The organism is Streptomyces asiaticus, from assembly GCF_018138715.1.
Lineage (GTDB): Bacteria > Actinomycetota > Actinomycetes > Streptomycetales > Streptomycetaceae > Streptomyces > Streptomyces asiaticus.
The window spans coordinates 2,741,992-2,768,106 of sequence record NZ_JAGSHX010000006.1 but is presented as its reverse complement, the minus strand read 5'-3'; the positions used below and the strand labels follow the sequence as shown (position 1 = coordinate 2,768,106).

The following is a 26,115-nucleotide window of genomic DNA, read 5'->3' as shown; positions in this document are numbered from 1 at the left end:
CGAGTGGAGGACGAGCCATGGGCGAACAGTGGGCGAGCAGAGGCCGGGCAGAGGCCGGGCAGCGGCCGCGCTGAGGCCGAACAGAGGGTGAGCGGAGAGTAAGGGAAATCATGAACGCAATCGCCGACGCCGGGCCTCGAATGTCCGGCACCCGCCAGTGGCACGGCTGGCGGGGGATCATCGAGGAGTACCGCGACCGCCTCCCGGTCGGCGGGACCACCCCCGTCGTCACCCTGCGCGAGGGCGGCACGCCGCTGGTCCCCGCCCAGGTGCTCTCCGAGCGCACCGGCTGCGAGGTGCACCTCAAGGTCGAGGGCGCCAACCCCACCGGGTCGTTCAAGGACCGCGGGATGACGATGGCCATCAGCGTGGCCAAGGAGGCCGGCGCCAAGGCCGTCATCTGCGCCTCCACCGGCAACACCTCGGCCTCGGCGGCGGCGTACGCCGTACGGGCCGGGATGGTCTGCGCGGTGCTGGTCCCGCAGGGGAAGATCGCGCTGGGCAAGATGGGTCAGGCCCTCGTCCACGGCGCGAAGATCCTCCAGGTCGACGGCAACTTCGACGACTGCCTGACGCTGGCGCGCGGGCTGTCGGAGAAGTACCCGGTGGCGCTGGTCAATTCGGTCAACCCGGCCCGGATCGAGGGCCAGAAGACCGCCGCCTTCGAGATCGTGGACATGCTCGGGGACGCGCCCGACATCCATGTGCTGCCGGTCGGCAACGCGGGCAACATCACGGCCTACTGGAAGGGCTACACGGAGTACGCGGCGCCGTTCGCCGACGGTGAGCCGCACGCCTCCCGTACGCCCCGGATGTGGGGCTTCCAGGCGTCCGGCGCGGCGCCGATCGTGCGTGGTGAGCCGGTCAAGGAGCCGAGCACCATCGCCACCGCCATCCGCATCGGCAACCCGGCCTCGTGGACCTTCGCCGAGCAGGCGCGCGACGAGTCCGGCGGCCTCATCGACGAGGTGACCGACCGTCAGATCCTCGCCGCGTACCGGCTGCTCGCCGCCCAGGAGGGCGTTTTCGTCGAGCCCGCCTCCGCGGCGAGCGTGGCGGGTCTGCTGAAGGCGGCCGAGCAGGGGCTGGTCGACCCGGGCCAGCGCATCGTCTGCACGGTGACCGGGAACGGGCTCAAGGACCCGGACTGGGCGGTGGCGGGTGCGCCGCAGCCGGTCGTGGTCCCGGTGGACGCGGACGCCGCGGCCGTACGGCTCGGACTGGCCTGACGCGGCGCGCCGCGAACCGGCCCTGAGCAGGGCCGGGACCTGGCGCGACGAGGGTTACGGCGGGCCACCCGTCCCGGCCCGCCGGGCCCCGCGCGTCCATGTCGGTCCGGGGGTCCGCCGGGTCCTGCGCGTCCATGTCGGTCCTGGGGCGCGCCGGGTCTTGTGCGTTCACGTCGGTCCTGGGGTCCGCCCTGTGCGTGCACGTTGGCCCAGGGGCCCACCGGGCCCTGCGCGTCCACGTCGACCCCGGGGCGTGCCGGGCCTGCGTGCACGTCGGTCCTCGCGTCCGCCGGACCTTGTGCGTGCACGTCGGTTCTGGGGCCCGCCGGACCCTGCGCGTCCACGTTGGCCCTCGGGTCCGCCGGGCCCTGCGCGTCCATGTCGGTCCTGTGGTCCGCCGGGTCCTGCGCGTTCACGTCGGCCCTCGGGCCCGCCGGGCCCTGCGCGTCCATGTCGGTCCTGTGGTCCGCCGGGCCCTGCGCGTCCACGTTGGCCCTCGGGTCCGTCGGGTCCTGCGGCGTTCACGTCGGCCCTCGATTCCGCCGGGCCCCGCGTGTCCACGCCGGTCCTGGGGTCCGCCGGGCCCTGCGCGTACACGTGCGTTCATGTCGGCCCTGGGGGCCGCCGGACCCTGCGCGTACGTCGGCCCCGAGGCCCGCCCTGTGCGTTCACGTCGGCCCTCGGGCCCGCCGGGCCCCTCCGCGTTCACGTCGGCCCCGGCCCGCCGGGCCCTCCCGGGGCACGCCGCCCAGCCCCTCCAGCCCCTTCCACGGCTTTTCTAAAGATCCACTCAAGTGGTGGCAGAGAAGCGCGAGGGCGCGCGGAGGGCTCCAGTAGAGTGGTCGCGGACGATGGCAGGGAGCGCGACACGCATCGTGCGCCTCCCGTGCGCCCTATGTCGCCACAGAACCTTCCTTCGATAGGCTGTACTGAATCCGCCCCGACGCAGAGCGATCGCCTCTGCGCGGCGTCGCCGTACTTGTCACGGCCCTCGCGGTGTTCCGTACCTCTTCGAGCAATCGCACGTAACCACAAGGAGAGTCATCGAGCGATGGCCGGTCCAGCGTTCCGCGCCGCCGCCGTCCGAGTGCGCGTCCCCGCCACGAGCGCCAATCTCGGTCCTGGCTTCGACGCCCTCGGCCTGGCCCTGGGCCTCTACGACGACGTGGTGGTCCGGGTGGCCGACTCCGGTCTTCACGTCGACATCGCCGGTGAAGGCGCGGAGTCGCTCCCGCGTGATGAGAACCATCTGCTCGTACGCTCCCTGCGCACCGCCTTCGACCTGCTGGGCGGGCAGCCCCGCGGCCTGGAGCTGGTCTGCGCCAACCGCATTCCGCACGGCCGGGGCCTGGGCTCCTCCTCCGCCGCCATCTGCGCCGGGATCGTCGCCGCACGCGCGGTGACCATAGGCGGCGCCGAGCGGCTCGACGACGCGGCGATGCTGGAGCTGGCCACCGAGATCGAGGGCCACCCCGACAATGTCGCCGCCTGTCTGCTCGGCGGCTTCACCCTGGCCTGGACGGACGCGGGGTCCGCCCGGGCGATCAGGATGGACCCCGCGGATTCCATCGTTCCGGTGGTCTTCGTCCCTGGTCGGCCGGTGCTCACCGAGACCGCCCGCGGCCTGCTGCCGCGCACCGTCCCGCATGTGGACGCCGCGGTCAACGCGGGCCGGGCCGCACTGCTCGTCGAGGCCCTGACCAGGCGTCCCGAGCTGTTGCTTGCCGCGACGGAGGACCGACTGCACCAGGAATACCGTGCTCCGGCGATGCCCGAGAGCGTGAGCCTGGTGAACCGACTGCGGGCGGACGGCGTCCCCGCGGTCATCTCCGGCGCGGGCCCCACGGTGCTCGCGCTGGTCGAGGACGGTGCGGCCGACAAGGTCGCACGACTGGCGGGCGAGGGGTGGGCGGCCAACCGGCTGGCTCTCGACGCCGGGGGGGCGAGTGTCCTGCCGCTCACCTGACACCGCGATCCGGGGTGTCCCGGAGCCGGGAAAACTCGATAGCCGGTCTTGGAGAGGGGGAATGTTTGTTGGATCCGGTAGTGTTAACCTCAAGTCTGCACTCGATGCCTCTTGGATGTACTCGGAGGCGAGGTGCTCAGTGTCCCCATCAGGGACCACCCTTCTTCCGGGAGCCTCCCCCACTGCCTGAGCAGCCTGCCTGAGCAGTATCGAGCACGCTCCGGAATCGGCGTGGCGGATTCTCGTGAATCCTCCGCCGCGTCGGAACCATGAACTGATTCCTCCGCCGTACCCGGCGGACCACCGCCCCGGCCCGGTCCGTAACCGAAGGACCACAGCCGGACAGCACAACCGGTCGCCGAGCCAGACAGGCCGACGCCCGCTCCAGGGAAGGACCCTTCGTGAGCGACACCACCGATCTGATGGGCGTGAACGCCTCCGGCACCTCCGACAGCGGTGTCGGCAACAACGCGCCCGCCACGGACGCTTCCGCGCCCGCCAACGGTGCTGCCACTGGCGCTGCCCCGCGGCGACGCCGCTCGGGCACCGGCCTCGACGCCATGGTCCTGGCCGAGCTTCAGCAGCTCGCCTCGAGCCTTGGCATCAAGGGCACCGCGCGGATGCGCAAAGGCCAGCTGATCGAGGTCATCAAGGAGAAGCAGGCCGCGGGCTCCGGCTCCGCCCAGGGCTCCGAGAGCACTCCGTCCGACGCGGAGGGGGTGACCAAGCCGAAGCGCCGCACCACCTCCCGGGCCCGTACGGGCGACGACGCCGAGGAGAAGACCGGCGCCAAGTCCTCGAAGTCCGCCGGGAAGGCGGAGAAGGCCGACAAGGCCGACGCCGAGGAGAAGGCCGCGGCGCAAGCGCAGATCGAGATCCCCGGCCAGCCCGGTGAGCCCGCCGGCGATGAGCAGCCGGCCGGTGAGCGCCGCCGCCGCCGGGCCACCGCGCCCGCCACCACCCCCGACGCCGGGGGCACGGCCACCGCTGTCGAGACCAAGACGGAGGCGCGCAGCGACGTCTCCGCCAAGACCGAGGCCAGGACCGAGCCCAAGGGCGACGGGAAGGCCGAGGCCGCCGCCGACACCGCCGAGGGCAAGGGTGCCAGGGGCGGTGACCGCCAGGAGCGCGGTCAGAAGGGCGACCGCCGGGACCGGCAGCGCGGCGACCGCGGCGACCGCGGCGACCGCCGCGGCAAGGGCGAGGACGGCCAGCAGGGCGGCGGCCGTCAGCAGCGCGACGGGCGCGGCCAGGGCCAGCAGCGCGCCGACGAGAGCGACGACGACTTCGAGGGCGGGCGGCGCGGGCGCCGCGGCCGCTACCGCGACCGGCGTGGCCGCCGTGGCCGTGACGACTTCGGCAATGAGCCGCAGGTGTCCGAGGACGATGTGCTGATCCCCGTCGCGGGCATCCTCGACATCCTCGACAACTACGCGTTCATCCGGACCTCCGGCTACCTCCCGGGCCCGAACGACGTGTACGTCTCGCTTGCCCAGGTCCGCAAGAACGGTCTGCGCAAGGGCGACCACGTCACCGGTGCGGTCCGTCAGCCGCGCGAGGGCGAGCGCCGCGAGAAGTTCAACGCGCTGGTGCGGCTGGACTCGGTGAACGGCATGGCGCCCGAAACCGGGCGCGGGCGGCCGGAGTTCGGGAAGCTGACGCCGCTTTACCCGCAGGACCGGCTGCGTCTGGAGACCGAGGCCGGCGGGCTGACGACCCGGATCATCGACCTGGTCGCGCCGATCGGCAAGGGCCAGCGCGGTCTGATCGTGGCCCCGCCGAAGACCGGTAAGACCATGATCATGCAGGCGATCGCCAACGCGATCACCCGCAACAGCCCCGAGTGCCATCTGATGGTCGTCCTCGTCGACGAGCGGCCGGAGGAGGTCACCGACATGCAGCGGTCGGTCAAGGGCGAGGTCATCTCCTCGACCTTCGACCGCCCGGCCGAGGACCACACCACCGTCGCGGAGCTGGCGATCGAGCGGGCCAAGCGCCTGGTCGAGCTGGGCCATGACGTGGTCGTCCTGCTGGACTCGATCACCCGCCTGGGCCGTGCGTACAACCTGGCGGCGCCCGCCTCCGGCCGCATCCTGTCCGGTGGTGTCGACTCGACCGCGCTCTACCCGCCGAAGAAGTTCTTCGGCGCCGCGCGCAACATCGAGGACGGCGGCTCGCTGACCATCCTGGCCACCGCGCTGGTCGAGACCGGCTCGCGCATGGACGAGGTGATCTTCGAGGAGTTCAAGGGCACCGGCAACATGGAGCTCAAGCTCGACCGGAAGCTCGCCGACAAGCGGATCTTCCCGGCGGTGGACGTCGATCCGTCCAGCACCCGCAAGGAGGAGATCCTGCTGGCGCCGGAGGAGCTCAACATCGTCTGGAAGCTGCGCCGGGTGCTGCACGCGCTCGACTCCCAGCAGGCGATCGAGCTGCTGCTGGACAAGATGAAGCAGACGAAGTCGAACGCCGAGTTCCTGATGCAGATCGCCAAGACCACGCCCACCCCGGGCAACAACGGCGACTGACCGGACACCCGCCGGAACGCTCCGTAGCCGAGGCCCCCCGCACCGCGGGGGGCCTCGCTGCGTTCCATGAGAGGTGAGCCACATCTTCCGGCCAGGCCACGGACCGGTTCTGATCATGTTATCGCCCGCGAAAGTGCAGGTCAGAGCGGTAAGGCGGACGAAGGGGGCGAACGGTGCGCTCGGCGGCCCGCGCGAAAACCGGCCATCGCAGATATGCAACCCTGGCGGCCGGCCTTCCATCTGTCAGGTCGGAATACGGAGCCCGAACGCAGGCTGACTCCACCGCGCAACGCGACGCCACGCCTGACCGCGACGGCAGGGGGTACTCGGGCAGCACAAAGAGGACTGAGGAGCACATGGCCGAGGACAGCAGCAAGGCACCGGTGAGTCCGGGCCGCCACCGCGCCCGCGGCTCGGCGGCGGGACGCCGTCGCAAGCGGGCCGGCACGCGCCGCAGGGCCGTGCTCTACACGGTGTGGACGCTGGCCGCCGTGCTGGTGCTCGGCGGTGCCGGACTCGGCTACCTCTACTACAAGCTGAACGGCAACCTCACCGGCGTCGACGTCAACGCCGCCCTCGGTGCCAACCGCCCCAAGAACGTCGACAACGGCTCGATGGACATCCTCGTCCTCGGCTCCGACTCCCGGGCCGGCAAGAACGCCAAGTACGGCACGGACGAGGGCACCTCGCGCTCCGACACGGCGATGATCGTCCACGTCTACAAGGGCCACAAGAAGGCCAGCGTCATCAGCATCCCGCGCGACACCCTCATACAGCGGCCGTCCTGCACCACCAAGGGCGGGCAGCAGACGCCCGCCGTGCAGGCGGCCATGTTCAACAGCGCCTATGAGGCCGGCGGTCCGGCCTGCACCATCAAGACCGTCGAGTCCATGACGGGCATCCGCATGGACCACTTCCTCGAGGTCGACTTCTCCGGCTTCAAGCAGCTGATAGACGACCTCGGCGGCGTCAACATCACCACCACCGCCCCGATCCACGACCCCAAGAGCCACCTCGACCTGGAGGCCGGCCCGCACACCCTGGACGGGGAGCAGTCGCTCGGCCTGGTGCGCACCCGGCACGGCGTGGGCGACGGCAGCGACCTCGGCCGGATCAAGCTCCAGCAGGCGTTCGTCAAGGCGCTGCTGGACCAGGTCAAGCACGTGGACCTGTTCGGCAACCCGAAGAAGCTCTACGACCTCGCGGACACCTCCACCAAGGCCCTCACCACCGACTCCGAGCTGGCCTCGGTGAGCAAGCTCAAGGGCTTCGCCGAATCCCTGAAGGGCATCGGCTCGGGCAACATGAAGATGACCACGCTGCCCGTCGAGTACGACCCGCAGAACCCGGCCCGGGTGCTGCCCATGGAGCGCAAGGCCAAGCTGATATGGACCGCGCTCCGCCATGACCGGCCGGTTCCCGCCTCCGCCACCAAGGGCTCCGCGGGCGACGCCACCAGCGCGGGCAAGGTCGTCAAATAGGGTCGTCCAGGGTCATTGGAGGGCGTCCGACAGCCTCCGGGGCGGGCCGGGAATATCCGGGCCCGCCCCCCGGTTTTGGGAGATGCGGCCAGTACTGGCAAACTGGATCGTCGGTCCCGGTTCACGACAGGCAATCCGCCCGTCGACCCGGTGCCCTCCCGAACCTAGGAGATTCCCTTGAAGCGCGACATCCACCCGGAGTACGTCGAGACGCAGGTCAGCTGCACCTGTGGCGCCTCCTTCACCACCCGTAGCACCGTGGGCGGCGGCACCATCCGTGCCGACATCTGCTCCGAGTGCCACCCGTTCTACACGGGCAAGCAGAAGATCCTCGACACCGGTGGCCGCGTGGCGCGGTTCGAGGCCCGCTTCGGCAAGAACGCCGGGTCCGCCAAGAAGTAGCGACCCGCACGGCGCCGGTCTTCGGTCGCCCCTTCCCTGGGGCGACCGGACCGGCGTTTTGTCGTCACCGGCCCTCCGGAACTTTCCGCAACACCACGCAGACCACTCAGGGAGCCCTCCGATGTTCGAGGCGGTCGAGGAACTCATCGGCGAACACGCCGACCTCGAGAAGCGGCTCGCCGACCCCGCGGTCCACGCCGACCAGCGGGAGGCACGGCGGCTCAACAAGCGCTACGCCGAGCTGACCCCGATGATCAACGCCTATCGCGCCTGGAAGCAGGTCGGGGACGACATCGAGACCGCCCGCGAGCTGGCCCAGGACGACCCCGACTTCGTGGACGAGGTCAAGGAGCTGGAGCAGAGCCGCGAGCAGCTCACCGACCGGCTGCGGCTGCTGCTCGTCCCGCGCGACCCGAGCGACGACAAGGACGTCATCCTGGAGGTCAAGGCCGGGGAGGGCGGCGAGGAGTCCGCGCTGTTCGCCGGCGACCTGCTGCGGATGTATCTGCGGTACGCCGAGCGGATCGGCTGGAAGACCGAGATCATCGACTCCAACGAGTCCGACCTCGGCGGCTACAAGGACGTCCAGGTCGCGGTCAAGGCCAGGGGCGCCATCGAGCCCGGCCAGGGCGTCTGGGCCCGGCTGAAGTACGAGGGCGGGGTGCACCGGGTGCAGCGGGTGCCCGCCACCGAGTCCCAGGGCCGTATCCACACCTCCGCGGCCGGTGTGCTGGTCACGCCGGAGGCCGAGGAGGTCGAGGTCGAGATCGGCCCCAACGATCTGCGGATCGACGTCTACCGCTCCTCCGGACCCGGCGGCCAGTCGGTCAACACCACCGACTCCGCGGTGCGCATCACCCACCTGCCCACCGGCATCGTCGTCTCCTGCCAGAACGAGAAGAGCCAGCTCCAGAACAAGGAGCAGGCGCTGCGCATCCTGCGCTCGCGGCTGCTGGCCGCGGCCCAGGAGGAGGCCGAGCGGGAGGCGTCGGACGCGCGGCGCAGCCAGGTCCGCACCGTCGACCGGTCCGAGCGCATCCGTACGTACAACTTCCCGGAAAACCGGATCTCGGACCATCGTGTCGGTTTCAAGGCGTACAACTTGGACCAGGTGCTCGACGGTGAACTCGACCCGGTCATCCAGGCGTGCGTCGACGCCGACGCGGCCGCCAAGCTGGCGGCCGCGGGCTAGCGCCACCCACTGATCAACGCTTCGTGCCCTTGTCCGGACCGGCTGGAGGAATTCAGTGAACGTGCTGCTCGCCGAGGTGGCGCAGGCCACTCAGCGGCTGGCCGACGCGGGCGTGCCCTCACCGCGCTTCGACGCGGAGGAGCTCGCCGCCTTTGTGCACAGCGTCAAGCGGGGAGAGCTGCACGGCGTGCCCGACGCCGACTTCGACGCCCGCTACTGGGAGGCGGTGGCCCGCCGCGAGGCCCGCGAGCCCCTTCAGCACATCACCGGCCGCGCCTTCTTCCGCTATCTGGAGCTCCAGGTCGGGCCGGGGGTCTTCGTGCCCCGGCCGGAGACCGAGTCGGTCGTCGGCTGGGCGATAGACGCGGTGCGCGCCATGGACGTCGTCGAACCGCTCATCGTCGACCTGTGCTCCGGTTCCGGGGCCATCGCGCTGGCGCTCGCCCAGGAGGTGCCGCGCTCCCGGGTGCACGCCGTGGAGCTGGACGAGGGCGCCCTGCGCTGGGCGCGCAAGAACGTCGAGGGGTCCCGCGTCGTTCTCCATCACGCGGACGCGTTGACGGCCCTGCCCGAGCTCGACGGGCAGGTGGACCTCGTCATCAGCAACCCGCCGTACATCCCGCTGACCGAGTGGGAGTACGTGGCGCCGGAGGCCCGCGATCACGACCCCCAGCTCGCGCTCTTCTCCGGTGAGGACGGCCTCGATGTCATCCGTGGCCTGGAGCGCACCGCCCACCGGCTGCTGCGCCCCGGCGGCGTGGTGGTCATCGAGCACGCAGACACCCAGGGCGGCCAGGTGCCGTGGATCTTCACCGAGGAGCGTGGCTGGGCGGACGCCGCCGACCACCCCGACCTGAACAACCGGCCCCGGTTCGCCACCGCGCGGAAGGCCATGCCGTGACGGCGGCACCGCACCACACATTGGCCACGTACGAGGAGGTCCGTTAAATGGCACGGCGATACGACTGCGGGGACGCGACCGACCGCAAGACCGGCCTGCGCGAGGCCGCCTCCGCCGTCCGCCGCGGCGAACTGGTCGTGCTGCCCACCGACACCGTCTACGGGATCGGCGCGGACGCCTTCAACGCCGAGGCGGTCGGCGATCTGCTCGAGGCCAAGGGGCGCGGCCGCAACATGCCCACTCCGGTGCTGGTCGGCTCGCCGAACACCCTGCACGGACTGGTCACCGACTTCTCCGAGATGGCCTGGGAGCTGGTGGACGCCTTCTGGCCCGGCGCGCTCACCCTCGTCGCCCGGCACCAGCCGTCGCTCACCTGGGACCTGGGGGAGACCCGGGGCACCGTGGCGGTCCGGATGCCGCTGCACCCGGTGGCGATCGAGCTGCTGACGGACTTCGGCCCGATGGCGGTCTCCAGCGCCAATCTGACCGGACACCCCTCCCCGCAGGACTGCGACGCCGCCCAGGACATGCTCGGGGACTCCGTCTCGGTGTACCTGGACGGCGGTCCGACCCCGGCCGCCGTGCCCTCCTCGATCGTCGATGTGACCGGCAAGGTGCCGGTGCTGCTCCGGGCGGGCGCGCTCACCGCCGAGCAGCTCCGGGAGGTCGTACCCGACCTCGAGGTGGCCAATTGACAGCCCCTGAGGGGCGTGGCATAGCGGAACACCGTGAGAAGAACGCCGAGGCCACCTTCCGCATCCTCCACGTCAGCACCGGCAATGTGTGCCGCTCGCCGATCACCGAGCGGCTGACCCGGCATGCCCTCGCCCACCGCCTCGGAAGTGTCCGCACCCGCGGTCTGATCGTGGAGTCCGCCGGCACCTGGGGCCATGAGGGCGCGCCCATGGAGGCGCACGCCGCGACGGTCCTGACCGACTTCGGGGCCGACCCGGCGGGCTTCCTCGGCCGTGAGCTGCTGGACGAGCACGTCATCCGCGCCGACCTGGTGCTGACCGCCACCCGCGACCACCGGGCGCAGGTGATCTCGATGGGCCACTCGGCGGGGCTGCGCACCTTCACGCTCAAGGAGTTCACCCGGCTGGTGCGGGCCATAGACCCCGCGACGCTGCCCGACCCGGAGGAGGCGGGCGGTGTGGTGGAGCGCGCCCGCGCCCTGGTGCAGGCGGCGGCCGCGCTGCGCGGCTGGCTGCTGGCGCCCAACGAGGAGGCGGACGAGGTGCACGATCCGTACGGGGCGCCGATCACCTTCTTCCGCTCCATCGGGGACGAGATCAACCAGGCACTGGACCCGGTCGTCACGGCGCTGACGGGCGTTCCCGCACCCGCGTAGCCCCTCGGGGACCCGGGGGGCGCGCCGTAAGGGGGCCTGCACGGGCCGTACGGCGCGCCGTGCGGCGTCGCGGGGCCTACATTGGGGGTGACCACCGACAACGATCCGCTGTCCCCTCCCGAGGCTGTGAGCAGCCATGGCCGTCACCCCCTGGGGCCCCGATTTCGCAAGCCTCGCCCGCCAGGACCCGGAGCTGGCGGGAATCATCCTGAGCGAGATCGACCGCGTCTCCGGCGGACTCCAGCTGATCGCGGCCGAGAACTACGCCTCGCCGGCCGTGCTGGCGGCGCTCGCCTCACCGCTGGCCAACAAGTACGCCGAGGGGTATCCCGGCGCCCGCCACCACGGCGGCTGCGAGATCGTGGACATCGCCGAGCGGGTGGCCCAGGACCGGGCGAAGGCGCTGTTCGGCGCCGAGCACGCCAATGTGCAGCCGCATTCGGGGTCGTCCGCGGTGCTGGCCGCCTACGCCGCGCTGCTGCGGCCCGGGGACACGGTGCTGGCGATGGCGCTGCCGCACGGCGGCCATCTCACCCATGGTTCGCCCGCCAATTTCTCCGGCCGCTGGTTCGACTTCATCGGCTACGGCGTCGATCCGGCGACCGGGCTGATCGACTACGAGCGGCTGCGCGGGCTCGCCCACGCCCACCGCCCGAAGGCGATCGTCTGCGGTTCGATCTCCTATCCCCGCCATCTGGACTACGCCGCGTTCCGTGCCGTCGCGGACGAGGTGGGCGCGTATCTCATCGCCGACGCCGCCCATCCGATCGGCCTGGTGGCGGGGAAGGCGGCGCCGTCCCCGGTGCCGTACGCGGACGTGGTGTGCGCAACGACACACAAGGTGCTGCGCGGGCCGCGCGGCGGGATGCTGCTGTGCGGTGCGGATCTCGCCGAGCGGGTGGACCGGGCGGTGTTCCCGTTCACCCAGGGCGGGGCCCAGATGCACACCGTCGCGGCCAAGGCGGTGGCGTTCGGCGAGGCCGCGGCGCCCGCCTTCACCGCCTATGCGCGACGGGTGGTGGCCAATGCCCGGGTACTGGCGGACGCCCTGGTCGGGGAGGGTCTGGCGGTCACCACGGGCGGCACCGACACCCATATGATCACCGCCGATCCGGCCCCGCTGGGCCTGGACGGGCGCACCGCGAAGGGCCGCTGCGCGGCCGCCGGGATCGTCCTGGACACCTGCGCGCTGGCGTCCGCCACCGAGCCCCGGGGATGCGTGAAGGGGCTGCGTCTTGGCACCGCCGCGGTGACCACCCAGGGAATGGGAGCGCCGGAAATGGAGCGCATAGCCAATCTCATGGGAACCGTCCTGCGGGACGAGGGCGTGGTACGGGAAAAGGTGGCGGATCTGGCCGGGAGATTTCCGCCCTATCCGGACGAGGGCCGAATCATGCAACCATCCGAAGGTGTAGGACGTCTGTAAGTACGGTCACCGCGAGGCGTCGGACACGCATAGGGTGTGGGGCTGTGATGGCCAGCGATACCTCTGGGGCAGCCTGTGCGTGAATACCTGCTGACTCTGTGCATCACGGCCGCGGTCACCTATCTGTTGACCGGGCCGGTGCGGAAATTCGCCATCGCGGCCGGTGCGATGCCCGAGATCCGCGCCCGCGATGTGCACCGTGAGCCCACGCCACGGCTCGGCGGCATCGCCATGTTCGGCGGGCTGTGCGCGGGGCTGCTGGTCGCCGCCCACCTGACCAACCTCAAGGACGTCTTCGCGGTCTCCAACGAGCCACGGGCGCTGCTGTCCGGCGCCGGGCTGATCTGGCTGCTCGGGGTGCTGGACGACAAGTGGGGCGTGGACGCGCTGATCAAGCTGGGCGGCCAGATGATCGCCGCCGGTGTGATGGTGCTCCAGGGTCTGACCATCCTGTGGCTTCCGGTGCCCGGTGTGGGACCGGTCTCGCTGACGCCCTGGCAGGGCACGCTGCTCACCGTGGCGCTGGTCGTCATCACCATCAACGCGGTCAACTTCGTTGACGGGCTTGATGGTTTGGCGTCCGGGATGGTGTGCATCGCCGCCGCGGCGTTCTTCATGTACGCGTACCGCATCTGGTACGGCTACGGCCTGGAGGCGGCCGCGCCCGCCACCCTGTTCGCCGCCGTCCTCATGGGCATGTGCCTGGGCTTCCTGCCGCACAACGCCCACCCCGCGCGGATCTTCATGGGCGACTCGGGCTCGATGCTGATCGGCCTGGTGCTGGCGGCGGGCGCCATCTCCATCACCGGCCAGGTGGACCCGGACGCGATGAAGCTGTTCGAGGGTTCCGAGCAGGCCGCGGTGCACGCCACCGTCCCGGTCTACATCCCGCTGCTGCTGCCGCTGACCGTCATCGCGGTGCCCTTCGCCGATCTTGTGCTGGCGATCGTCCGGCGTACCTGGCGCGGTCAGTCGCCGTTCGCCGCCGACCGCGGCCATCTGCACCACCGGCTGCTGGAGATCGGCCACTCGCACAGCCGGGCCGTCCTGATCATGTACTTCTGGTCGGCGCTGATCGCCTTCGGCGCCGTGGCGTACTCGGTGAACTCGGCCGGTGTGTGGTTCGTGCTGGCGATCGTGGCGCTGAGCGGGGTCGGGCTGGTGCTGTTGCTGCTGCCGCGGTTCACCCCGCGTGTTCCGCGCTGGGCGGAGGCGTTCGTTCCGCCGCGCTACCGCCGCGCCAACCGGATCGCCAGGGCCGAGCGGGGTGCCGAGGCGGCCGCCGAGCCCGTGGCGGCCACGGCCGGTGCCGGGTCCGCCGCCGCGAAGCCGGAGTTGGTCAAGCCCGGGCCGGTGGGCTCCGGGGTGAACGGCGGCGCGAGCAGTGGGGCGAGCGGTGTGAACGGCGCCACCGCGATCGGCGACCGGTCCCGCTTCACCCACCGTCGGCGCATCGGAACACCCCAGTAATCTCCCCAGTCATCGCCGTGATGTCCCCAGTCATCGCGCCCGGCGAAGGGGTCGGCGAGAGCGCTGAAGATCACAGGGCGGCGTCAACAAGGTACCCACCTCATAACTCTCCCGTGTGACGTGCAGCACATCCGGTGGGTAAAGACCTCATCAAATAGTTTGTGATACCGTTCACTAAACCCGGTGCTGAGAACCGAGGGGCCGTAGGGCGACGGCTCTTCCTCGTGAGGTCTCCTCTGTCCCCGGGGATACGCTCGTCCACGACGAATCGTTGCTTCCGACACTTGCCGGAGAAACCCTTCATGCAGTCCAACGACGCCAGAACGCTCCTGAGTTGCGCCGTGCCCACAGCCATCGCCGGTGTGGTCGCCGTCGCCGTCGGTTCTGTGCTCGCAGGCGGCAAGGGAGCGATCGGCGCGGGCTTTGGCACATTCGTCGCCGTGGTGGTGATGGCTTCCGGGCTGATCGTGCTGGAGCGCACGGCGAAGCACCTGCCCCATCTGTTCCAGGCCATGGGCATGGTCCTCTTCATGGCCGAGTTCCTGCTGGTGGCGGTCGTGCTCGCGGTGTTCCAGGACACCACGCTGTTCAACGTCAAGGCTTTCGCCCTCGCACTGCTCGCCGCGACCCTGGTGTGGGTCGGCGCACAGACCCGTGCACACATGAAGGCCAAGATCCTCTATGTGGAGCCGGAAGCCGAGGACGAACGCAAGCCCGGGGGGGCGAAGAAGTCCGCTCCCGCCGGGTCCACGCCGTGAGAAGTAGGGCCGGGATAAGAGCATGTGCGCTCACCTGCTATCGTCCGGTGCCATCTGAGGCACAGCGGGCGCAGGTAGCTGAACCCCCGGAATTCACGGGACGGAATCGGCGGCCCATGCAGCTGATGCCCTCCATACCACTCGGCCCCGCGCCGATCAGCCGCCCCCACATTCGTAAGACCAGTCCAGTGCCGTTCCGTGGCCGCGTGCCGCGCCGACACAACGAGGTTGCCGTACCCATGCGCCACGCTGAAGGAGCTCGCGGTGAGTTCTGACCAGACGCTCGCCTTCGAGACGAACTGCCACATCTTCGACGGGTGCGGCTTCCCGGCACCCGGACTCCATTCGTTCAAGTTCGAGCCGCTCTTCTCGGTGGGCGGATTCGACTTCAACAAACCGATGCTGCTCGCGCTGCTGGGCACCGTCGTCATCGTCTGGTTCTTCTGGGCCGCTTTCGGCCGGGCCAAGGTGGTCCCCGGCAAGCTACAGATGGTCGGCGAGGCCGGATACGACTTCGTGCGCCGCGGGCTGGTCTACGAGGCCCTCGGGAAGAAGGAGGGCGAGAAGTACGTCCCTCTCATGGTCTCGCTGTTCTTCTTCGTGTGGATCATGAACCTGTGGTCGGTCATCCCGGTCGCCCAGTTCCCGGTGACGTCGATCATCGCCTTCCCGGCCGGTCTCGCCGCCATCGTCTACGTCCTCTGGATGTACCTGACCTTCAAGAAGCACGGCTTCGTCGGCGGCTGGAAGAACATCACCGGCTACGACAAGGAGCTCGGCGCGATCCTGCCGATGATCGTCGTGATCGAGTTCTTCTCGAACGTGATCATCCGGCCCTTCACCCACGCGGTCCGGCTCTTCGCCAACATGTTCGCCGGCCACCTGCTGCTGCTGATGTTCACCATCGGCTCCTGGTACCTGCTGAACGGCATCGGGATCGCCTACGCGGGCGCGTCCTTCGTGATGACGATTCTGCTGACCGCCTTCGAGCTCTTCATCCAGGCTGTCCAGGCGTACGTCTTCGTGCTCTTGGCCTGCAACTACGTTCAGGGCGCGCTCGCCGAGCACCACTGAGCACACCTGCCTCCCAGACCATCAGACGTCCGGTGGCCAACCCCCACCGGCCCATGAAACGCAAAGGAAGAACCGGCATGTCCGCTCTCCAGACCCTCGCCGCCGACGGCATCACCGGCAACCTCGGCTCGATCGGTTACGGTCTCGCCGCCATCGGCCCCGGCGTCGGCGTCGGCATCATCTTCGGTAACGGCACCCAGGCCCTCGCCCGTCAGCCCGAGGCGGCCGGCCTGATCCGCGCCAACCAGATCATGGGCTTCGCCTTCTGTGAGGCGCTCGCGCTGATCGGTATCGTCATGGGCTTCCTTTTCAAGTCCTGAACGGACCGCTTTAACCACGACAGACGGAAGGCACTGATGTGAACGCCCTGGTACAGGTGGCGGCTGAGGAGAGTGAGAACCCCCTCATCCCGCCGATCCCGGAGCTGGTCATCGGCCTGATCGCCTTTGCCATCGTCTTCATCTTCCTCGCCAAGAAGCTCCTCCCGAACATCAACCGGGTTCTGGAGGAGCGCCGCGAGGCGATCGAGGGCGGCATGGAGAAGGCCGAGGCCACTCAGGCCGAAGCCCAGCAGGTCCTCGAGGACTACCGAGCCCAGCTCGCCGACGCCCGTCACGAGGCCGCGCGACTGCGCCAGGAGGCGCAGGAGCAGGGCGCCGCGCTCATCGCCGAGATGCGCGCGGAGGGCCAGCGGCAGCGTGAGGAGATCATCGCTGCCGGTCACTCGCAGATCGAGGCCGATCGGAAGCAGGCCGCTCAGACCCTGCGCCAGGACGTGGGCAGGCTCGCCACCGACCTGGCCGGCCGGATCGTCGGTGAGTCGCTCGAGGACGTGGCCCGGCAGAGCCGCACCATCGACCGGTTCCTCGACGAGCTCGAGGCGAAGGCGACCGATGGCTCGAAGGCCGAGGCCGGCCGATGAACGGAGCGAGCCGGGAGGCACTGGCAGCCGCGCGCGAGCGCTTCGACGCCCTGACGGACAACACTTCCGTCGACGCGACGAAGCTCGCCGATGAGCTGGCCGCCGTCACCGCGCTGCTCGACCGCGAGGTCTCGTTGCGCCGGGTCCTCACCGACCCGGCGCAGCCCGGCGAGGCCAAGGCCACGCTTGCCGCGCGGGTGCTGGGCGGACAGGTCGGCGGCGAGACCATCGACCTGATCTCCGGCCTGGTCCGTTCCCGCTGGTCGCGCTCGCGTGACCTGGTGGACTCGATCGAGGAGCTGGCCAACGCCGCCGACCTGGTCGCGGCCGAGCGGGCCGGCACCCTCGACGACGTGGAGGACGAGCTGTTCCGGTTCGGCCGGATCGTCTCCTCCTCGCCCGAGCTGCGCGGTGCGCTCACCGACCGGCGCGCGAGCGTCTCCGCCAAGTCCGGCCTGGTCGCCGAGCTGCTCGGCGGCCGCGCCGACCAGCGGACCGAGCGGCTGGTGATCCGTCTGGTGACCCACCCGCGGGGTCGTAGCCTGGAGGCGGGTCTCGACGAGCTGTCCAAGCTGGCGGCGGCGCGCCGGGGCCGTACGGTCGCGGTCGTCACCTCCGCGGTGCCGCTCAGCGACCGGCAGAAGCAGCGGCTCGGTGACGCACTGGGGAAGCTGTACGGACGGAAGATGCACCTGAACCTGGACGTGGACCCCGAGGTCCTCGGTGGGATCTCGGTGCGCATCGGCGACGAGGTCATCAACGGGACCATCGCGGACCGCCTCGAAGAGGCGGCCCGGCGGATGGCCGGCTGACACAGCCACCAACTCAACAAGCATGTAAGCGGCCCGAGTTGGGCCGTAGTCAAACACTTCGGGCCCAACAAGGAGAGCAGGGAACCCAGATGGCGGAGCTCACGATCCGGCCGGAGGAGATCCGGGACGCACTGGAGAACTTTGTCCAGGCGTACAAGCCGGACGCGGCCTCGCGCGAGGAGGTCGGGACGGTCAGCGTTGCCGGCGACGGCATCGCGAAGGTCGAGGGTCTTCCCTCGGCCATGGCGAACGAACTGCTGAAGTTCGAGGACGGCACCCTCGGCCTCGCCCTCAACCTCGAGGAGCGCGAGATCGGTGCGGTCGTCCTCGGTGAGTTCAGCGGCATCGAGGAGGGCCAGCAGGTGCACCGCACCGGCGAGGTCCTCTCGGTCGCCGTCGGCGAGGGCTACCTCGGCCGCGTGGTCGACCCGCTGGGTGCCCCGATCGACGGCCTCGGCGAGATCGAGACCGAGGGCCGCCGCGCCCTCGAACTTCAGGCCCCCACGGTCATGCAGCGCAAGTCGGTGCACGAGCCGATGGAGACCGGCTACAAGGCCGTCGACGCGATGACCCCGATCGGCCGTGGCCAGCGTCAGTTGATCATCGGCGACCGGCAGACCGGCAAGACCGCGCTGTGCGTCGACACGATCATCAACCAGCGCGACAACTGGCGCTCCGGCGACCCGAAGAAGCAGGTCCGCTGCATCTACGTCGCCATCGGCCAGAAGGGCTCCACCATCGCGTCCGTGCGCGGCGCGCTGGAGGAGGCCGGCGCCCTGGAGTACACGACGATCGTCGCCGCCCCGGCGTCCGACCCGGCGGGCTTCAAGTACCTGGCCCCCTACACCGGCTCGGCCATCGGCCAGCACTGGATGTACGAGGGCAAGCACGTCCTGATCGTCTTCGACGACCTGTCCAAGCAGGCCGACGCCTACCGCGCGGTGTCCCTGCTGCTGCGCCGCCCGCCGGGCCGTGAGGCCTACCCGGGTGACGTCTTCTACCTGCACTCCCGGCTGCTGGAGCGCTGCGCCAAGCTCTCCGAGGACATGGGCTCCGGTTCGATGACCGGTCTGCCGATCGTCGAGACCAAGGCGAACGACGTGTCGGCGTTCATCCCGACCAACGTCATCTCCATCACCGACGGCCAGTGCTTCCTGGAGTCCGACCTGTTCAACGCCGGTCAGCGCCCGGCCCTGAACGTCGGTATCTCGGTCTCCCGTGTCGGTGGCTCCGCCCAGCACCGGGCCATGCGCCAGGTCTCCGGCCGCCTCCGGGTGGACCTCGCCCAGTACCGCGAGCTCGAGGCGTTCGCCGCCTTCGGTTCGGACCTGGACGCGGCCTCCAAGGCGTCGCTGGAGCGCGGTGCGCGCATGGTCGAGCTGCTGAAGCAGGGGCAGTACGCCCCGTTCTCCACCGAGGACGAGATCGTCTCCATCTGGGCCGGCACCACCGGCAAGATGGACGACGTGCCGGTCGAGGACATCCGCCGCTTCGAGCGGGAACTGCTCGACTACCTCCACCGTGAGCACAAGTCGCTGCTGACCAGCATCGTCGAGGGCGGCAAGATGTCCGACGACACGATTCAGGCGCTGGGCGAGGCCGTGGACTCCTTCAAGCGGCAGTTCGAGACCTCGGGCGGCAAGCTGCTGGGCGAGGACTGAGCGTATGGGTGCCCAGCTGAGGGTCTACAAGAGGCGGATCAAGTCCGTCTCCGCGACCAAGAAGATCACCAGGGCGATGGAGATGATCGCCGCCTCGCGCGTCGTCAAGGCGCAGCGCCAGGTGGCCGCGTCGACTCCGTACGCCACCGAGCTCACCCGGGCGGTGGGCGCGGTCGCCAAGGGCTCCACCACCCAGCACGCGCTGACCACGGAGAGCGACAACCCGACCCGGGCCGCGGTCCTGCTCATCACGAGCGACCGGGGTCTCGCGGGCGGCTACTCGTCCAACGTGATCAAGGCGGCCGAGGAGCTCACCGAGCGGCTCACCCGCGAGGGCAAGCAGGTCGACGCCTACATCGTCGGCCGCAAGGGTGTGGCGTACTACGCCTTCCGTGAGCGCAAGGTCACGGAGTCGTGGGGTGGCTTCACCGACAACCCCACCTACGCGGACGCCAAGAAGATCGCGGGCCCGCTGATCGAGGCCGTCCTCAAGGACACGGCCGAGGGCGGCGTGGACGAGCTGCACATCGTCTTCACCGAGTTCGTCTCGATGCTGACGCAGACCCCGGTCCAGGACCGGCTGCTGCCGCTCAGCCTCGCGGAGAAGGCGGAGGAGCAGGAGAAGAAGGGCGAGATCCTCCCGCTCTTCGACTTCGAGCCGTCGTCCGAGGACGTCCTGGACGCCCTGCTGCCCCGGTATGTCGAGGCCCGCATCTACAACGCCCTGCTCCAGGCCGCCGCCTCCAAGCACGCGGCCACCCGGCGGGCGATGAAGTCGGCGACCGACAACGCCGAAGAGCTCATCAAGTCGCTCACGCGGCTTGCCAACGCGGCCCGCCAGGCCGACATCACCCAGGAAATCAGCGAGATCGTCGGTGGCGCGAGTGCTCTGGCCGACGCCTCCGCGGGGAGTGACTGACACTATGACCACCACTGTTGAGCCAACCGCTGTGGCCGCCGGCCGCGTCGCGCGGGTCATCGGCCCGGTCGTCGACGTGGAGTTCCCCGTCGACGCGATGCCGGACATCTACAACGCGCTGACCGTCGAGGTCGCCGACCCGGCGCTGGAGGGTGCGAAGAAGACCCTGACCCTCGAGGTCGCCCAGCACCTGGGCGAGGGCCTGGTCCGCGCCATCTCCATGGAGCCCACCGACGGTCTGGTCCGCCAGGCCGCGGTGACCGACACCGGCGACGGCATCACGGTGCCGGTCGGCGATGTCACCAAGGGCCGGGTGTTCAACACCCTGGGCAAGATCCTCAACGAGCCCGAGGCCGAGTCCGAGGTCACCGAGCGCTGGTCCATCCACCGCAAGGCCCCGGCGTTCGACCAGCTCGAGTCCAAGACCGAGATGTTCGAGACCGGTCTGAAGGTCGTCGACCTGCTGACCCCGTACGTCAAGGGCGGCAAGATCGGTCTGTTCGGCGGCGCGGGCGTCGGCAAGACCGTGCTCATCCAGGAAATGATCATGCGTGTGGCCAAGCTGCACGAGGGCGTTTCCGTGTTCGCCGGTGTCGGCGAGCGCACCCGTGAGGGCAACGACCTGATCGAGGAGATGGCCGAGTCCGGCGTGCTCCCGCAGACCGCACTGGTCTTCGGCCAGATGGACGAGCCCCCGGGCACCCGTCTGCGCGTCGCCCTGGCCGGTCTGACCATGGCGGAGTACTTCCGCGATGTGCAGAAGCAGGACGTGCTGTTCTTCATCGACAACATCTTCCGCTTCACCCAGGCCGGTTCCGAGGTCTCGACCCTGCTCGGCCGGATGCCCTCCGCGGTGGGCTACCAGCCGAACCTGGCCGACGAGATGGGCATCCTCCAGGAGCGCATCACCTCGACCCGTGGTCACTCGATCACCTCGATGCAGGCGATCTACGTCCCCGCGGACGACCTGACCGACCCGGCCCCGGCGACCACCTTCGCGCACCTCGACGCGACCACGGTGCTCTCCCGGCCGATCTCGGAGAAGGGCATCTACCCGGCGGTGGACCCGCTGGACTCGACGTCCCGGATCCTGGACCCGCGCTACATCTCGCAGGACCACTACGACTGCGCCTCGCGCGTGAAGTCGATCCTCCAGAAGTACAAGGACCTCCAGGACATCATCAACATCCTGGGCATCGACGAGCTCGGCGAGGAGGACAAGCTCACCGTCTTCCGCGCCCGTCGTATCGAGCGCTTCCTGTCGCAGAACACCCACGCGGCGAAGCAGTTCACCGGTCTCGACGGATCGGACGTGCCGCTGGACGAGTCCATCGCCGCGTTCAACGCGATCGCCGACGGTGAGTTCGACCACTTCCCCGAGCAGGCGTTCTTCATGTGCGGTGGCCTGGACGACCTCAAGGCCAAGGCCAAGGAGCTGGGCGTCTCCTGAGCCCGGTAGCTCCGCGAGAGGGGTGGGCCCGGTCCCGCCCCTCTCCGTACGCCCGTTATTCTTTGACGAAAGCCCTGCCCGACCCGGCGGGGAGAGACCCGAGGAGCCACGTTGGCTGCTGAGCTGCACGTCGAGATGGTCGCGGCGGACCGTAGTGTCTGGTCCGGTGCGGCCACCTTGGTCATCGCGCGCACCACATCGGGTGACATCGGCGTCATGCCCGGCCACCAGCCGCTGCTCGGTGTGCTGGAGTCCGGCCCGGTGACCATCCGTTCGGTCGACGGCGGAACGGTCGTGGCCGCGGTGCACGGTGGGTTCATCTCGTTTTCGGACGACAAGCTCTCACTGCTGGCCGAAGTCGCGGAGCTGTCCGACGAGATCGATGTGAAGCGCGCGGAGCGGGCGCTGGAGCGTGCCAAGTCGGAGGCGGACGCCGCCGCCGAGCGGCGCGCCGACGTCCGGCTGCGCGCGGTGGCGGGAGCGCACTGAGCCTGTCACGTACGGTCGGAAAACCTCAGCCGCGGACCTCGCTGGAGCTCCCCTTCAGCGGTCCGCGGCTGAGGCGATGCAGGTGCGGTTTTTCCGGATGACGCGAGGAGGTCGGTGAAGATGGTCCTCGCTCTGCTTGTGGGCGGCGTGGTCGTCGCGCTGGTGGTGGTGGGACTCTTCGTCTTCGGTCTCCGGCGGCGGCTGATCCAGCGGTCCGGCGGAACCTTCGACTGTTCACTGCGCTGGGATCCACCGTCCAGCGAATCCGAGCCCAGCGGCAAGGGCTGGGTGTACGGCGTCGCCCGCTACAACGGTGACCGCGTCGAGTGGTTCCGGGTCTTCTCCTACGCGCCGAGGCCCCGGCGAATCCTGGAGCGCGCCTCGATCGAGGTGCTGGAGCGGCGCACCCCCAAGGGCGAGGAGGAGCTGGCGCTGCTCTCCGACGCGGTGGTGCTCGCCTGTCGGCACGGCGGCACCCGGCTGGAACTGGCCATGAGCGATGACGCCCTGACCGGCTTTCTGGCCTGGCTGGAGGCCGCGCCCCCCGGCCAGCGCGTCAACGTGGCCTGAGGGGTCCGCTGGAGGTGTCGTCGTCGGCCGACTGCGGCGGCGTCGTGGCTGGTCGCGCAGTTCCCCGCGCCCCTTCGGGGCGCTGCCCGAACCGTAGCGGACTTTCCTCTGACCTGCTCAGCGCACGCCCAGTTCCTGGGCCAGCACCGCGGCCTGGACCCGGCTGCGCAGCTCCAGCTTGTTCAGCAGCCGGCTGACATGCGTCTTCACCGTGGCCTCCGCCATCGTGAGCCGCTCCGCGATCTGCGCGTTCGACAGCCCCTGCCCCAGACAGGCCAGCACCTCCCGCTCCCGCGGGGTGAGCGTGGCGAGCACCTCGGGGCTGGGCGCGGTGGGGGAGGGGGCGGCCTGGGGCCGGGCGAACTCCGCGATCAGACGGCGGGTGACCGCGGTGGCGATCATGCCCTCGCCGCGCCCCACGGTACGGACCGCCTCGATCAGATCGGCCGCCTCGCTGTCCTTGAGCAGGAACCCGGCGGCGCCCGCGCGCAGCGCCCCGAAGACGTACTCGTCCAGGTCGAAGGTGGTCAGCACCAGCACATCGGCCAGCTGCTCGGCGACCACCTGGCGGGTGGCGGACACCCCGTCGAGCCGGGGCATCTGGACGTCCATGAGCACCACATCGGGGCGCAGCGCCCGGGCCATCTCCACCGCCTGGAGGCCGTCCACCGCCTCGCCGACCACCTCCACATCGGGGGCGGACCGCAGGATCAGCACCAGCCCGGAGCGGACCGAGCCCTGGTCCTCGGCGACCAGCACCCGGATCGGCTTGGACGCGGAACGGGCGGGCGGGGCGGGCGGGGACACGGCGGCTCCTGGTCGTCGAAGGGTCATGGCACACTCTGCGCGCTCAGGCTCTGAGCGCTCTCGTCGTCCAGCGGCAGCGCGGCCCGCACCCGCCACACCATGCCCTCGGGCCCGGAGACCGGACCGGCGTCGAGCGTGCCGCCGAGCAGGGACACCCGCTCGCGCATCCCGATCAGCCCGGTGCCGGAGCCGGGCGCCCGGGGGCCCTCGCGGTCGCCGTACGGGCTGATGACGCTGACCTCGAGCGGGCCGTCCGCGCGATGCGCCAGCGTCACGTCCACCCGGCCGGGCGCGGCGTGCTTGAGGGCGTTGGTGAGCGACTCCTGGACGATGCGGTACGCGGCGAGCTCGACCGGGGCGGGCAGCGGGGCGGCGCCGGCCGGCCGCTCGTCGCACAGGACGATGTCCTGGCCGCCGGGGCGGGCGTTGGTGCGGGCCTGCTCCAGCAGGGTGTCGAGCGCGTCGAGCGTGGAGGTGGCGGCCGGTTCCGAGCTCTCCCCGGGGTCCCGCAGCAGCCCGATCAGCCGGCGCATCTCGGCCAGGCCGCGCACGCTGTTCTCCCGGATGACGCCGAGCGCCTCGTCGGTCGCGGCGGGGTCCTTGAGGGAGAGCGCGGCGCTGGAGTGGATGGCGATGGCCGAGAGGTGGTTGGCCACCATGTCGTGGAGTTCGCGCGCCATCCGGGAGCGCTCCGAGGCCACCGCCTCCCGCCGGTCCAACTCGGCCAGCAGCGCGACCCGTTCGGTCTCCAGCCGGGCGGCCGCGGCCTCCTCGCGGTGGTTGCGGACCACCGACCCGGTCCACGCCGGGGTGAGGGTGAGCAGCGCGACGAACGTGCCGACCAGCAGCGCCAGGGGGTCGTTGTAGATGGCCAGCGGCACCACGGTGGCCAGGCCCGTGAGGAGCCAGCAGATCCGGGGGATCCGCCGGGCGGCGGTGGGGCCGGAGTACATGACGGCCGAGTACACCAGGTCGGTGTACATCAGGAACGTCACGCCCAGCCCGCCGCTGAGGATGTCCAGGGAGAGCGCCGCGGTCCCCACGCCCAGGCCGACGAGGGGCCTCGAACGCCGCAGCAGCTCGCACGCGGAGACCACGACCAGCGCGATCAGCCCCAGCCAGCGGGGCGCGTGGAAGAACGACTGGTTGTTGTGCACCCCCATCGCCCACATCAAGGCCCCGCCGAGCAGTCCGCTCAGGCCTATGAGGACGTCATGCCGGTGTGGGCGTGGGAGATGGGGAGGGGACGGCATGGCACCCATCACACCATGTGGCGCGCCGGTCGGCCCTCCCCCTTGGGTCCGGGCCCACCGCCCGGCCGCGTACATCGAAGGATGCAGTCGGGATTCATCGCCGCCGACGACGCGTGCGGCCCGATCGACGGGGAGGCTTGGGACCAAGGGCAGAGCGAGAGAGGAAACATCGTGGTTGTCGCGCTGATCATCGCCTGTGAGGTCGGCTTCTGGGTGCTGCTGGGCATCGGCATTCTGCTGCGCTACGTGGCGAAGATGCCGAAGGCGAGCACCGTGGTGCTCCTGTGCGAACCGGTGCTGGAGGTGGTGCTGTTCGTGACGACCGTGATCGACCTGAGGAACGGCGCGGAACCGGACTGGAAGCACGGTCTCGCCGCGGTCTACATCGGCTACTCGGCCGCGCTCGGCCATTCGACGATCAAATGGGTCGACGCCCGGGTGGCCCACCGCTTCTTCGGCGGGCCGCCGCCGGTCAAGCCCGCGAAGTACGGTGCGGCGCGCACCCTGCACGAGTGGAAGACCGCCGGGCGCTGGGTGCTGGCCGCGGTCATCGCCATCGCACTGCTCCAGGGCGGGATCTGGTACGTCGGCGACGACGGTGAGATCGGCTCGCTGCGCGACTGGCAGCGGAACATGCTGTTCCTGATGGGCATCAACGTGGCCATCGCCCTCAGCTACACGCTCTTTCCCAAGCGGGAGCGCTCCGCGTCGTCTGCCCGCTAACCCCCGTAACGGGCAGACGACGACGAGCCCCGCCCCGCCCCGTCGGCCCCGGCGACGCGCCACGCCGGGCCGACGGGGCCCGTGGTTTTTCAGCGGTTCTCGCCCGGGACCCACAGAACGTCGCCGACCTCCTTGTTGGCCGAGCGGGCCAGGATGAACAGCAGATCCGAGAGCCGGTTGAGATAAGTGGCGGTGAGCGCGTTCATCGAGTCCCCGTGCTCGGTGAGCGCCGCCCAGGTGGAGCGCTCGGCGCGGCGCACCACCGTGCACGCCTGGTGCAGCAGCGCCGCGCCCGGGGCGCCGCCCGGAAGGATGAAGCTGCGCAGCTTCTCCAGCCCCTCCAGGAAGCGGTCGCAGTCCGCCTCCAGCTTGTCGATGTAGCCCTGTGCCACGCGCAGCGGCGGATGGGCGGGGTCCGCCACCACCGGTGTGCACAGGTCCGCGCCCACGTCGAACAGGTCGTTCTGGACGCGGACCAGCACCTTGACGATCTCGGCGGGCAGTTGGCCCAGTGCGATGGCCACCCCGATCGCGGCGTTCGCCTCGTTGGCGTCGGCGTACGCGCCGATCCGCGAATCGGTCTTGGCGGTGCGGCTCATATCGCCGAGGGCGGTGGAGCCCGTGTCGCCGGTACGCGTATAGATGCGGGTGAGATTGACCATGGCTCCGAGCGTACGCGGCGGACCAGAGGGCGCGCGGATAGGTGGGGTGGAGGAAGGAGCGGGGCGAGG

General features: G+C 70.2%; 25 protein-coding genes. 22 read left to right on the top strand and 3 right to left on the bottom strand.

Translation table 11 applies throughout. The features are described from left to right. The first annotated feature begins 110 nt into the window (after window positions 1–110). The 21 genes from thrC (at window position 111) to KHP12_RS19205 (ending at window position 22,601) form a co-directional block, all read left to right on the top strand. Window positions 111–1,229 carry a threonine synthase gene (gene thrC / locus KHP12_RS19305; protein WP_233361966.1) on the top strand — a complete coding sequence of 373 codons (1,119 nt, stop codon included), beginning with the start codon at window positions 111–113 and terminating at the stop codon, window positions 1,227–1,229. A 1,051-nt stretch (window positions 1,230–2,280) separates the two neighbouring features. Then, a complete protein-coding gene (gene thrB, locus KHP12_RS19300) occupies window positions 2,281–3,195 on the top strand; it encodes a homoserine kinase (protein ID WP_037951055.1) in 915 nt (304 codons plus the stop codon). Window positions 3,196–3,596: 401 nt separating this feature from the next. Next, window positions 3,597–5,723 (top strand): transcription termination factor Rho, encoded by a 2,127-nt coding sequence (gene rho / locus KHP12_RS19295; RefSeq protein ID WP_138913793.1) that lies wholly within the window; start codon window positions 3,597–3,599, stop codon window positions 5,721–5,723. 356 nt (window positions 5,724–6,079) lie between these two features. Further along, entirely contained in the window at window positions 6,080–7,204 is a 1,125-nt protein-coding gene (locus KHP12_RS19290) for an LCP family protein (RefSeq protein WP_086880588.1), read from the top strand. Window positions 7,205–7,381: 177 nt separating this feature from the next. Continuing rightward, entirely contained in the window at window positions 7,382–7,606 is a 225-nt protein-coding gene (gene rpmE, locus KHP12_RS19285; RefSeq protein ID WP_030823398.1) for a 50S ribosomal protein L31, read from the top strand. A gap of 121 nt (window positions 7,607–7,727) precedes the next feature. Then, complete coding sequence (gene prfA, locus KHP12_RS19280) at window positions 7,728–8,798, top strand: peptide chain release factor 1 (protein ID WP_086880587.1); 1,071 nt, start codon at window positions 7,728–7,730, stop codon at window positions 8,796–8,798. A gap of 55 nt (window positions 8,799–8,853) precedes the next feature. Continuing rightward, window positions 8,854–9,699, top strand: a complete 846-nt coding sequence (gene prmC / locus KHP12_RS19275; protein WP_020868414.1) for a peptide chain release factor N(5)-glutamine methyltransferase — start codon at window positions 8,854–8,856, stop codon at window positions 9,697–9,699. Window positions 9,700–9,746: 47 nt separating this feature from the next. Then, window positions 9,747–10,394, top strand: a complete 648-nt coding sequence (locus KHP12_RS19270) for an L-threonylcarbamoyladenylate synthase (protein ID WP_014054918.1) — start codon at window positions 9,747–9,749, stop codon at window positions 10,392–10,394. Further along, window positions 10,391–11,050 carry an arsenate reductase/protein-tyrosine-phosphatase family protein gene (locus KHP12_RS19265; RefSeq protein WP_037951046.1) on the top strand — a complete coding sequence of 220 codons (660 nt, stop codon included), beginning with the start codon at window positions 10,391–10,393 and terminating at the stop codon, window positions 11,048–11,050. Before KHP12_RS19270 ends, KHP12_RS19265 begins: the two co-directional genes overlap by 4 nt. A gap of 136 nt (window positions 11,051–11,186) precedes the next feature. Then, complete coding sequence (gene glyA, locus KHP12_RS19260) at window positions 11,187–12,476, top strand: serine hydroxymethyltransferase (RefSeq protein WP_086880585.1); 1,290 nt, start codon at window positions 11,187–11,189, stop codon at window positions 12,474–12,476. Between the two features lie 75 nt (window positions 12,477–12,551). After that, window positions 12,552–13,946: an MraY family glycosyltransferase gene (locus KHP12_RS19255; RefSeq protein ID WP_086880584.1), complete on the top strand. Its 1,395-nt coding sequence runs from the start codon at window positions 12,552–12,554 to the stop codon at window positions 13,944–13,946. A gap of 302 nt (window positions 13,947–14,248) precedes the next feature. Further along, on the top strand, window positions 14,249–14,704 hold the full coding sequence (locus KHP12_RS19250; RefSeq protein ID WP_086880583.1) for a Cg1360 family ATP-synthase-associated protein: 456 nt from the start codon (window positions 14,249–14,251) through the stop codon (window positions 14,702–14,704). Window positions 14,705–14,968: 264 nt separating this feature from the next. Continuing rightward, window positions 14,969–15,778, top strand: coding sequence for a F0F1 ATP synthase subunit A (atpB, locus tag KHP12_RS19245; protein ID WP_037951039.1), 810 nt, complete (start codon window positions 14,969–14,971; stop codon window positions 15,776–15,778). 77 nt (window positions 15,779–15,855) lie between these two features. After that, entirely contained in the window at window positions 15,856–16,098 is a 243-nt protein-coding gene (gene atpE / locus KHP12_RS19240) for an ATP synthase F0 subunit C (protein WP_037951036.1), read from the top strand. 38 nt (window positions 16,099–16,136) lie between these two features. After that, window positions 16,137–16,700 (top strand): F0F1 ATP synthase subunit B, encoded by a 564-nt coding sequence (locus tag KHP12_RS19235; protein WP_037951034.1) that lies wholly within the window; start codon window positions 16,137–16,139, stop codon window positions 16,698–16,700. After that, on the top strand, window positions 16,697–17,512 hold the full coding sequence (locus KHP12_RS19230) for a F0F1 ATP synthase subunit delta (protein WP_086880582.1): 816 nt from the start codon (window positions 16,697–16,699) through the stop codon (window positions 17,510–17,512). The genes KHP12_RS19235 and KHP12_RS19230 overlap by 4 nt, the downstream gene beginning before the upstream one ends. A gap of 89 nt (window positions 17,513–17,601) precedes the next feature. Further along, entirely contained in the window at window positions 17,602–19,173 is a 1,572-nt protein-coding gene (gene atpA / locus KHP12_RS19225; RefSeq protein ID WP_086880581.1) for a F0F1 ATP synthase subunit alpha, read from the top strand. Between the two features lie 4 nt (window positions 19,174–19,177). Continuing rightward, window positions 19,178–20,092: a F0F1 ATP synthase subunit gamma gene (locus tag KHP12_RS19220; RefSeq protein ID WP_086880580.1), complete on the top strand. Its 915-nt coding sequence runs from the start codon at window positions 19,178–19,180 to the stop codon at window positions 20,090–20,092. Window positions 20,093–20,096: 4 nt separating this feature from the next. Next, window positions 20,097–21,542, top strand: a complete 1,446-nt coding sequence (atpD, locus tag KHP12_RS19215) for a F0F1 ATP synthase subunit beta (RefSeq protein ID WP_037951025.1) — start codon at window positions 20,097–20,099, stop codon at window positions 21,540–21,542. Between the two features lie 111 nt (window positions 21,543–21,653). Beyond that, window positions 21,654–22,031 (top strand): F0F1 ATP synthase subunit epsilon, encoded by a 378-nt coding sequence (locus KHP12_RS19210; RefSeq protein ID WP_037951023.1) that lies wholly within the window; start codon window positions 21,654–21,656, stop codon window positions 22,029–22,031. A gap of 120 nt (window positions 22,032–22,151) precedes the next feature. Further along, window positions 22,152–22,601: a DUF2550 domain-containing protein gene (locus KHP12_RS19205; RefSeq protein ID WP_037951163.1), complete on the top strand. Its 450-nt coding sequence runs from the start codon at window positions 22,152–22,154 to the stop codon at window positions 22,599–22,601. 117 nt (window positions 22,602–22,718) lie between these two features. Here the strand turns inward: KHP12_RS19205 and KHP12_RS19200 are convergent, their stop codons facing one another. Both KHP12_RS19200 and KHP12_RS19195 read right to left on the bottom strand, forming a co-directional pair. After that, window positions 22,719–23,408: a response regulator gene (locus KHP12_RS19200; RefSeq protein ID WP_051572968.1), complete on the bottom strand. Its 690-nt coding sequence runs from the start codon at window positions 23,406–23,408 to the stop codon at window positions 22,719–22,721. Between the two features lie 23 nt (window positions 23,409–23,431). Beyond that, window positions 23,432–24,661, bottom strand: coding sequence for a sensor histidine kinase (locus KHP12_RS19195; protein WP_167442400.1), 1,230 nt, complete (start codon window positions 24,659–24,661; stop codon window positions 23,432–23,434). A 171-nt stretch (window positions 24,662–24,832) separates the two neighbouring features. Between KHP12_RS19195 and KHP12_RS19190 the strand changes: the two genes are divergently transcribed. Further along, window positions 24,833–25,384, top strand: coding sequence for a hypothetical protein (locus tag KHP12_RS19190; protein WP_037951159.1), 552 nt, complete (start codon window positions 24,833–24,835; stop codon window positions 25,382–25,384). Between the two features lie 89 nt (window positions 25,385–25,473). Here the strand turns inward: KHP12_RS19190 and KHP12_RS19185 are convergent, their stop codons facing one another. Continuing rightward, the gene (locus KHP12_RS19185) at window positions 25,474–26,046 is read right to left on the bottom strand and encodes a cob(I)yrinic acid a,c-diamide adenosyltransferase (RefSeq protein ID WP_086880450.1); all 573 of its coding nucleotides are present in this window, start codon (window positions 26,044–26,046) and stop codon (window positions 25,474–25,476) included. Between the last annotated feature and the right edge of the window lie 69 nt (window positions 26,047–26,115).

Bases quoted from the DNA above. Each gene is read 5' to 3' on its own strand.
- prfA (WP_086880587.1), top strand. From the start codon at position 7,728: ATGTTCGAGGCGGTCGAGGAACTCATCGGCGAACACGCCGACCTCGAG.
- KHP12_RS19220 (WP_086880580.1), top strand. From the start codon at position 19,178: ATGGGTGCCCAGCTGAGGGTCTACAAGAGGCGGATCAAGTCCGTCTCC.
- KHP12_RS19270 (WP_014054918.1), top strand. From the start codon at position 9,747: ATGGCACGGCGATACGACTGCGGGGACGCGACCGACCGCAAGACCGGC.
- KHP12_RS19205 (WP_037951163.1), top strand. From the start codon at position 22,152: ATGGTCCTCGCTCTGCTTGTGGGCGGCGTGGTCGTCGCGCTGGTGGTG.
- atpE (WP_037951036.1), top strand. From the start codon at position 15,856: ATGTCCGCTCTCCAGACCCTCGCCGCCGACGGCATCACCGGCAACCTC.
- KHP12_RS19250 (WP_086880583.1), top strand. From the start codon at position 14,249: ATGCAGTCCAACGACGCCAGAACGCTCCTGAGTTGCGCCGTGCCCACA.
- KHP12_RS19195 (WP_167442400.1), bottom strand. From the start codon at position 24,661: ATGCCGTCCCCTCCCCATCTCCCACGCCCACACCGGCATGACGTCCTC.
- thrB (WP_037951055.1), top strand. From the start codon at position 2,281: ATGGCCGGTCCAGCGTTCCGCGCCGCCGCCGTCCGAGTGCGCGTCCCC.
- KHP12_RS19290 (WP_086880588.1), top strand. From the start codon at position 6,080: ATGGCCGAGGACAGCAGCAAGGCACCGGTGAGTCCGGGCCGCCACCGC.
- atpA (WP_086880581.1), top strand. From the start codon at position 17,602: ATGGCGGAGCTCACGATCCGGCCGGAGGAGATCCGGGACGCACTGGAG.
- KHP12_RS19185 (WP_086880450.1), bottom strand. From the start codon at position 26,046: ATGGTCAATCTCACCCGCATCTATACGCGTACCGGCGACACGGGCTCC.
- atpD (WP_037951025.1), top strand. From the start codon at position 20,097: ATGACCACCACTGTTGAGCCAACCGCTGTGGCCGCCGGCCGCGTCGCG.
- thrC (WP_233361966.1), top strand. From the start codon at position 111: ATGAACGCAATCGCCGACGCCGGGCCTCGAATGTCCGGCACCCGCCAG.
- glyA (WP_086880585.1), top strand. From the start codon at position 11,187: ATGGCCGTCACCCCCTGGGGCCCCGATTTCGCAAGCCTCGCCCGCCAG.
- KHP12_RS19230 (WP_086880582.1), top strand. From the start codon at position 16,697: ATGAACGGAGCGAGCCGGGAGGCACTGGCAGCCGCGCGCGAGCGCTTC.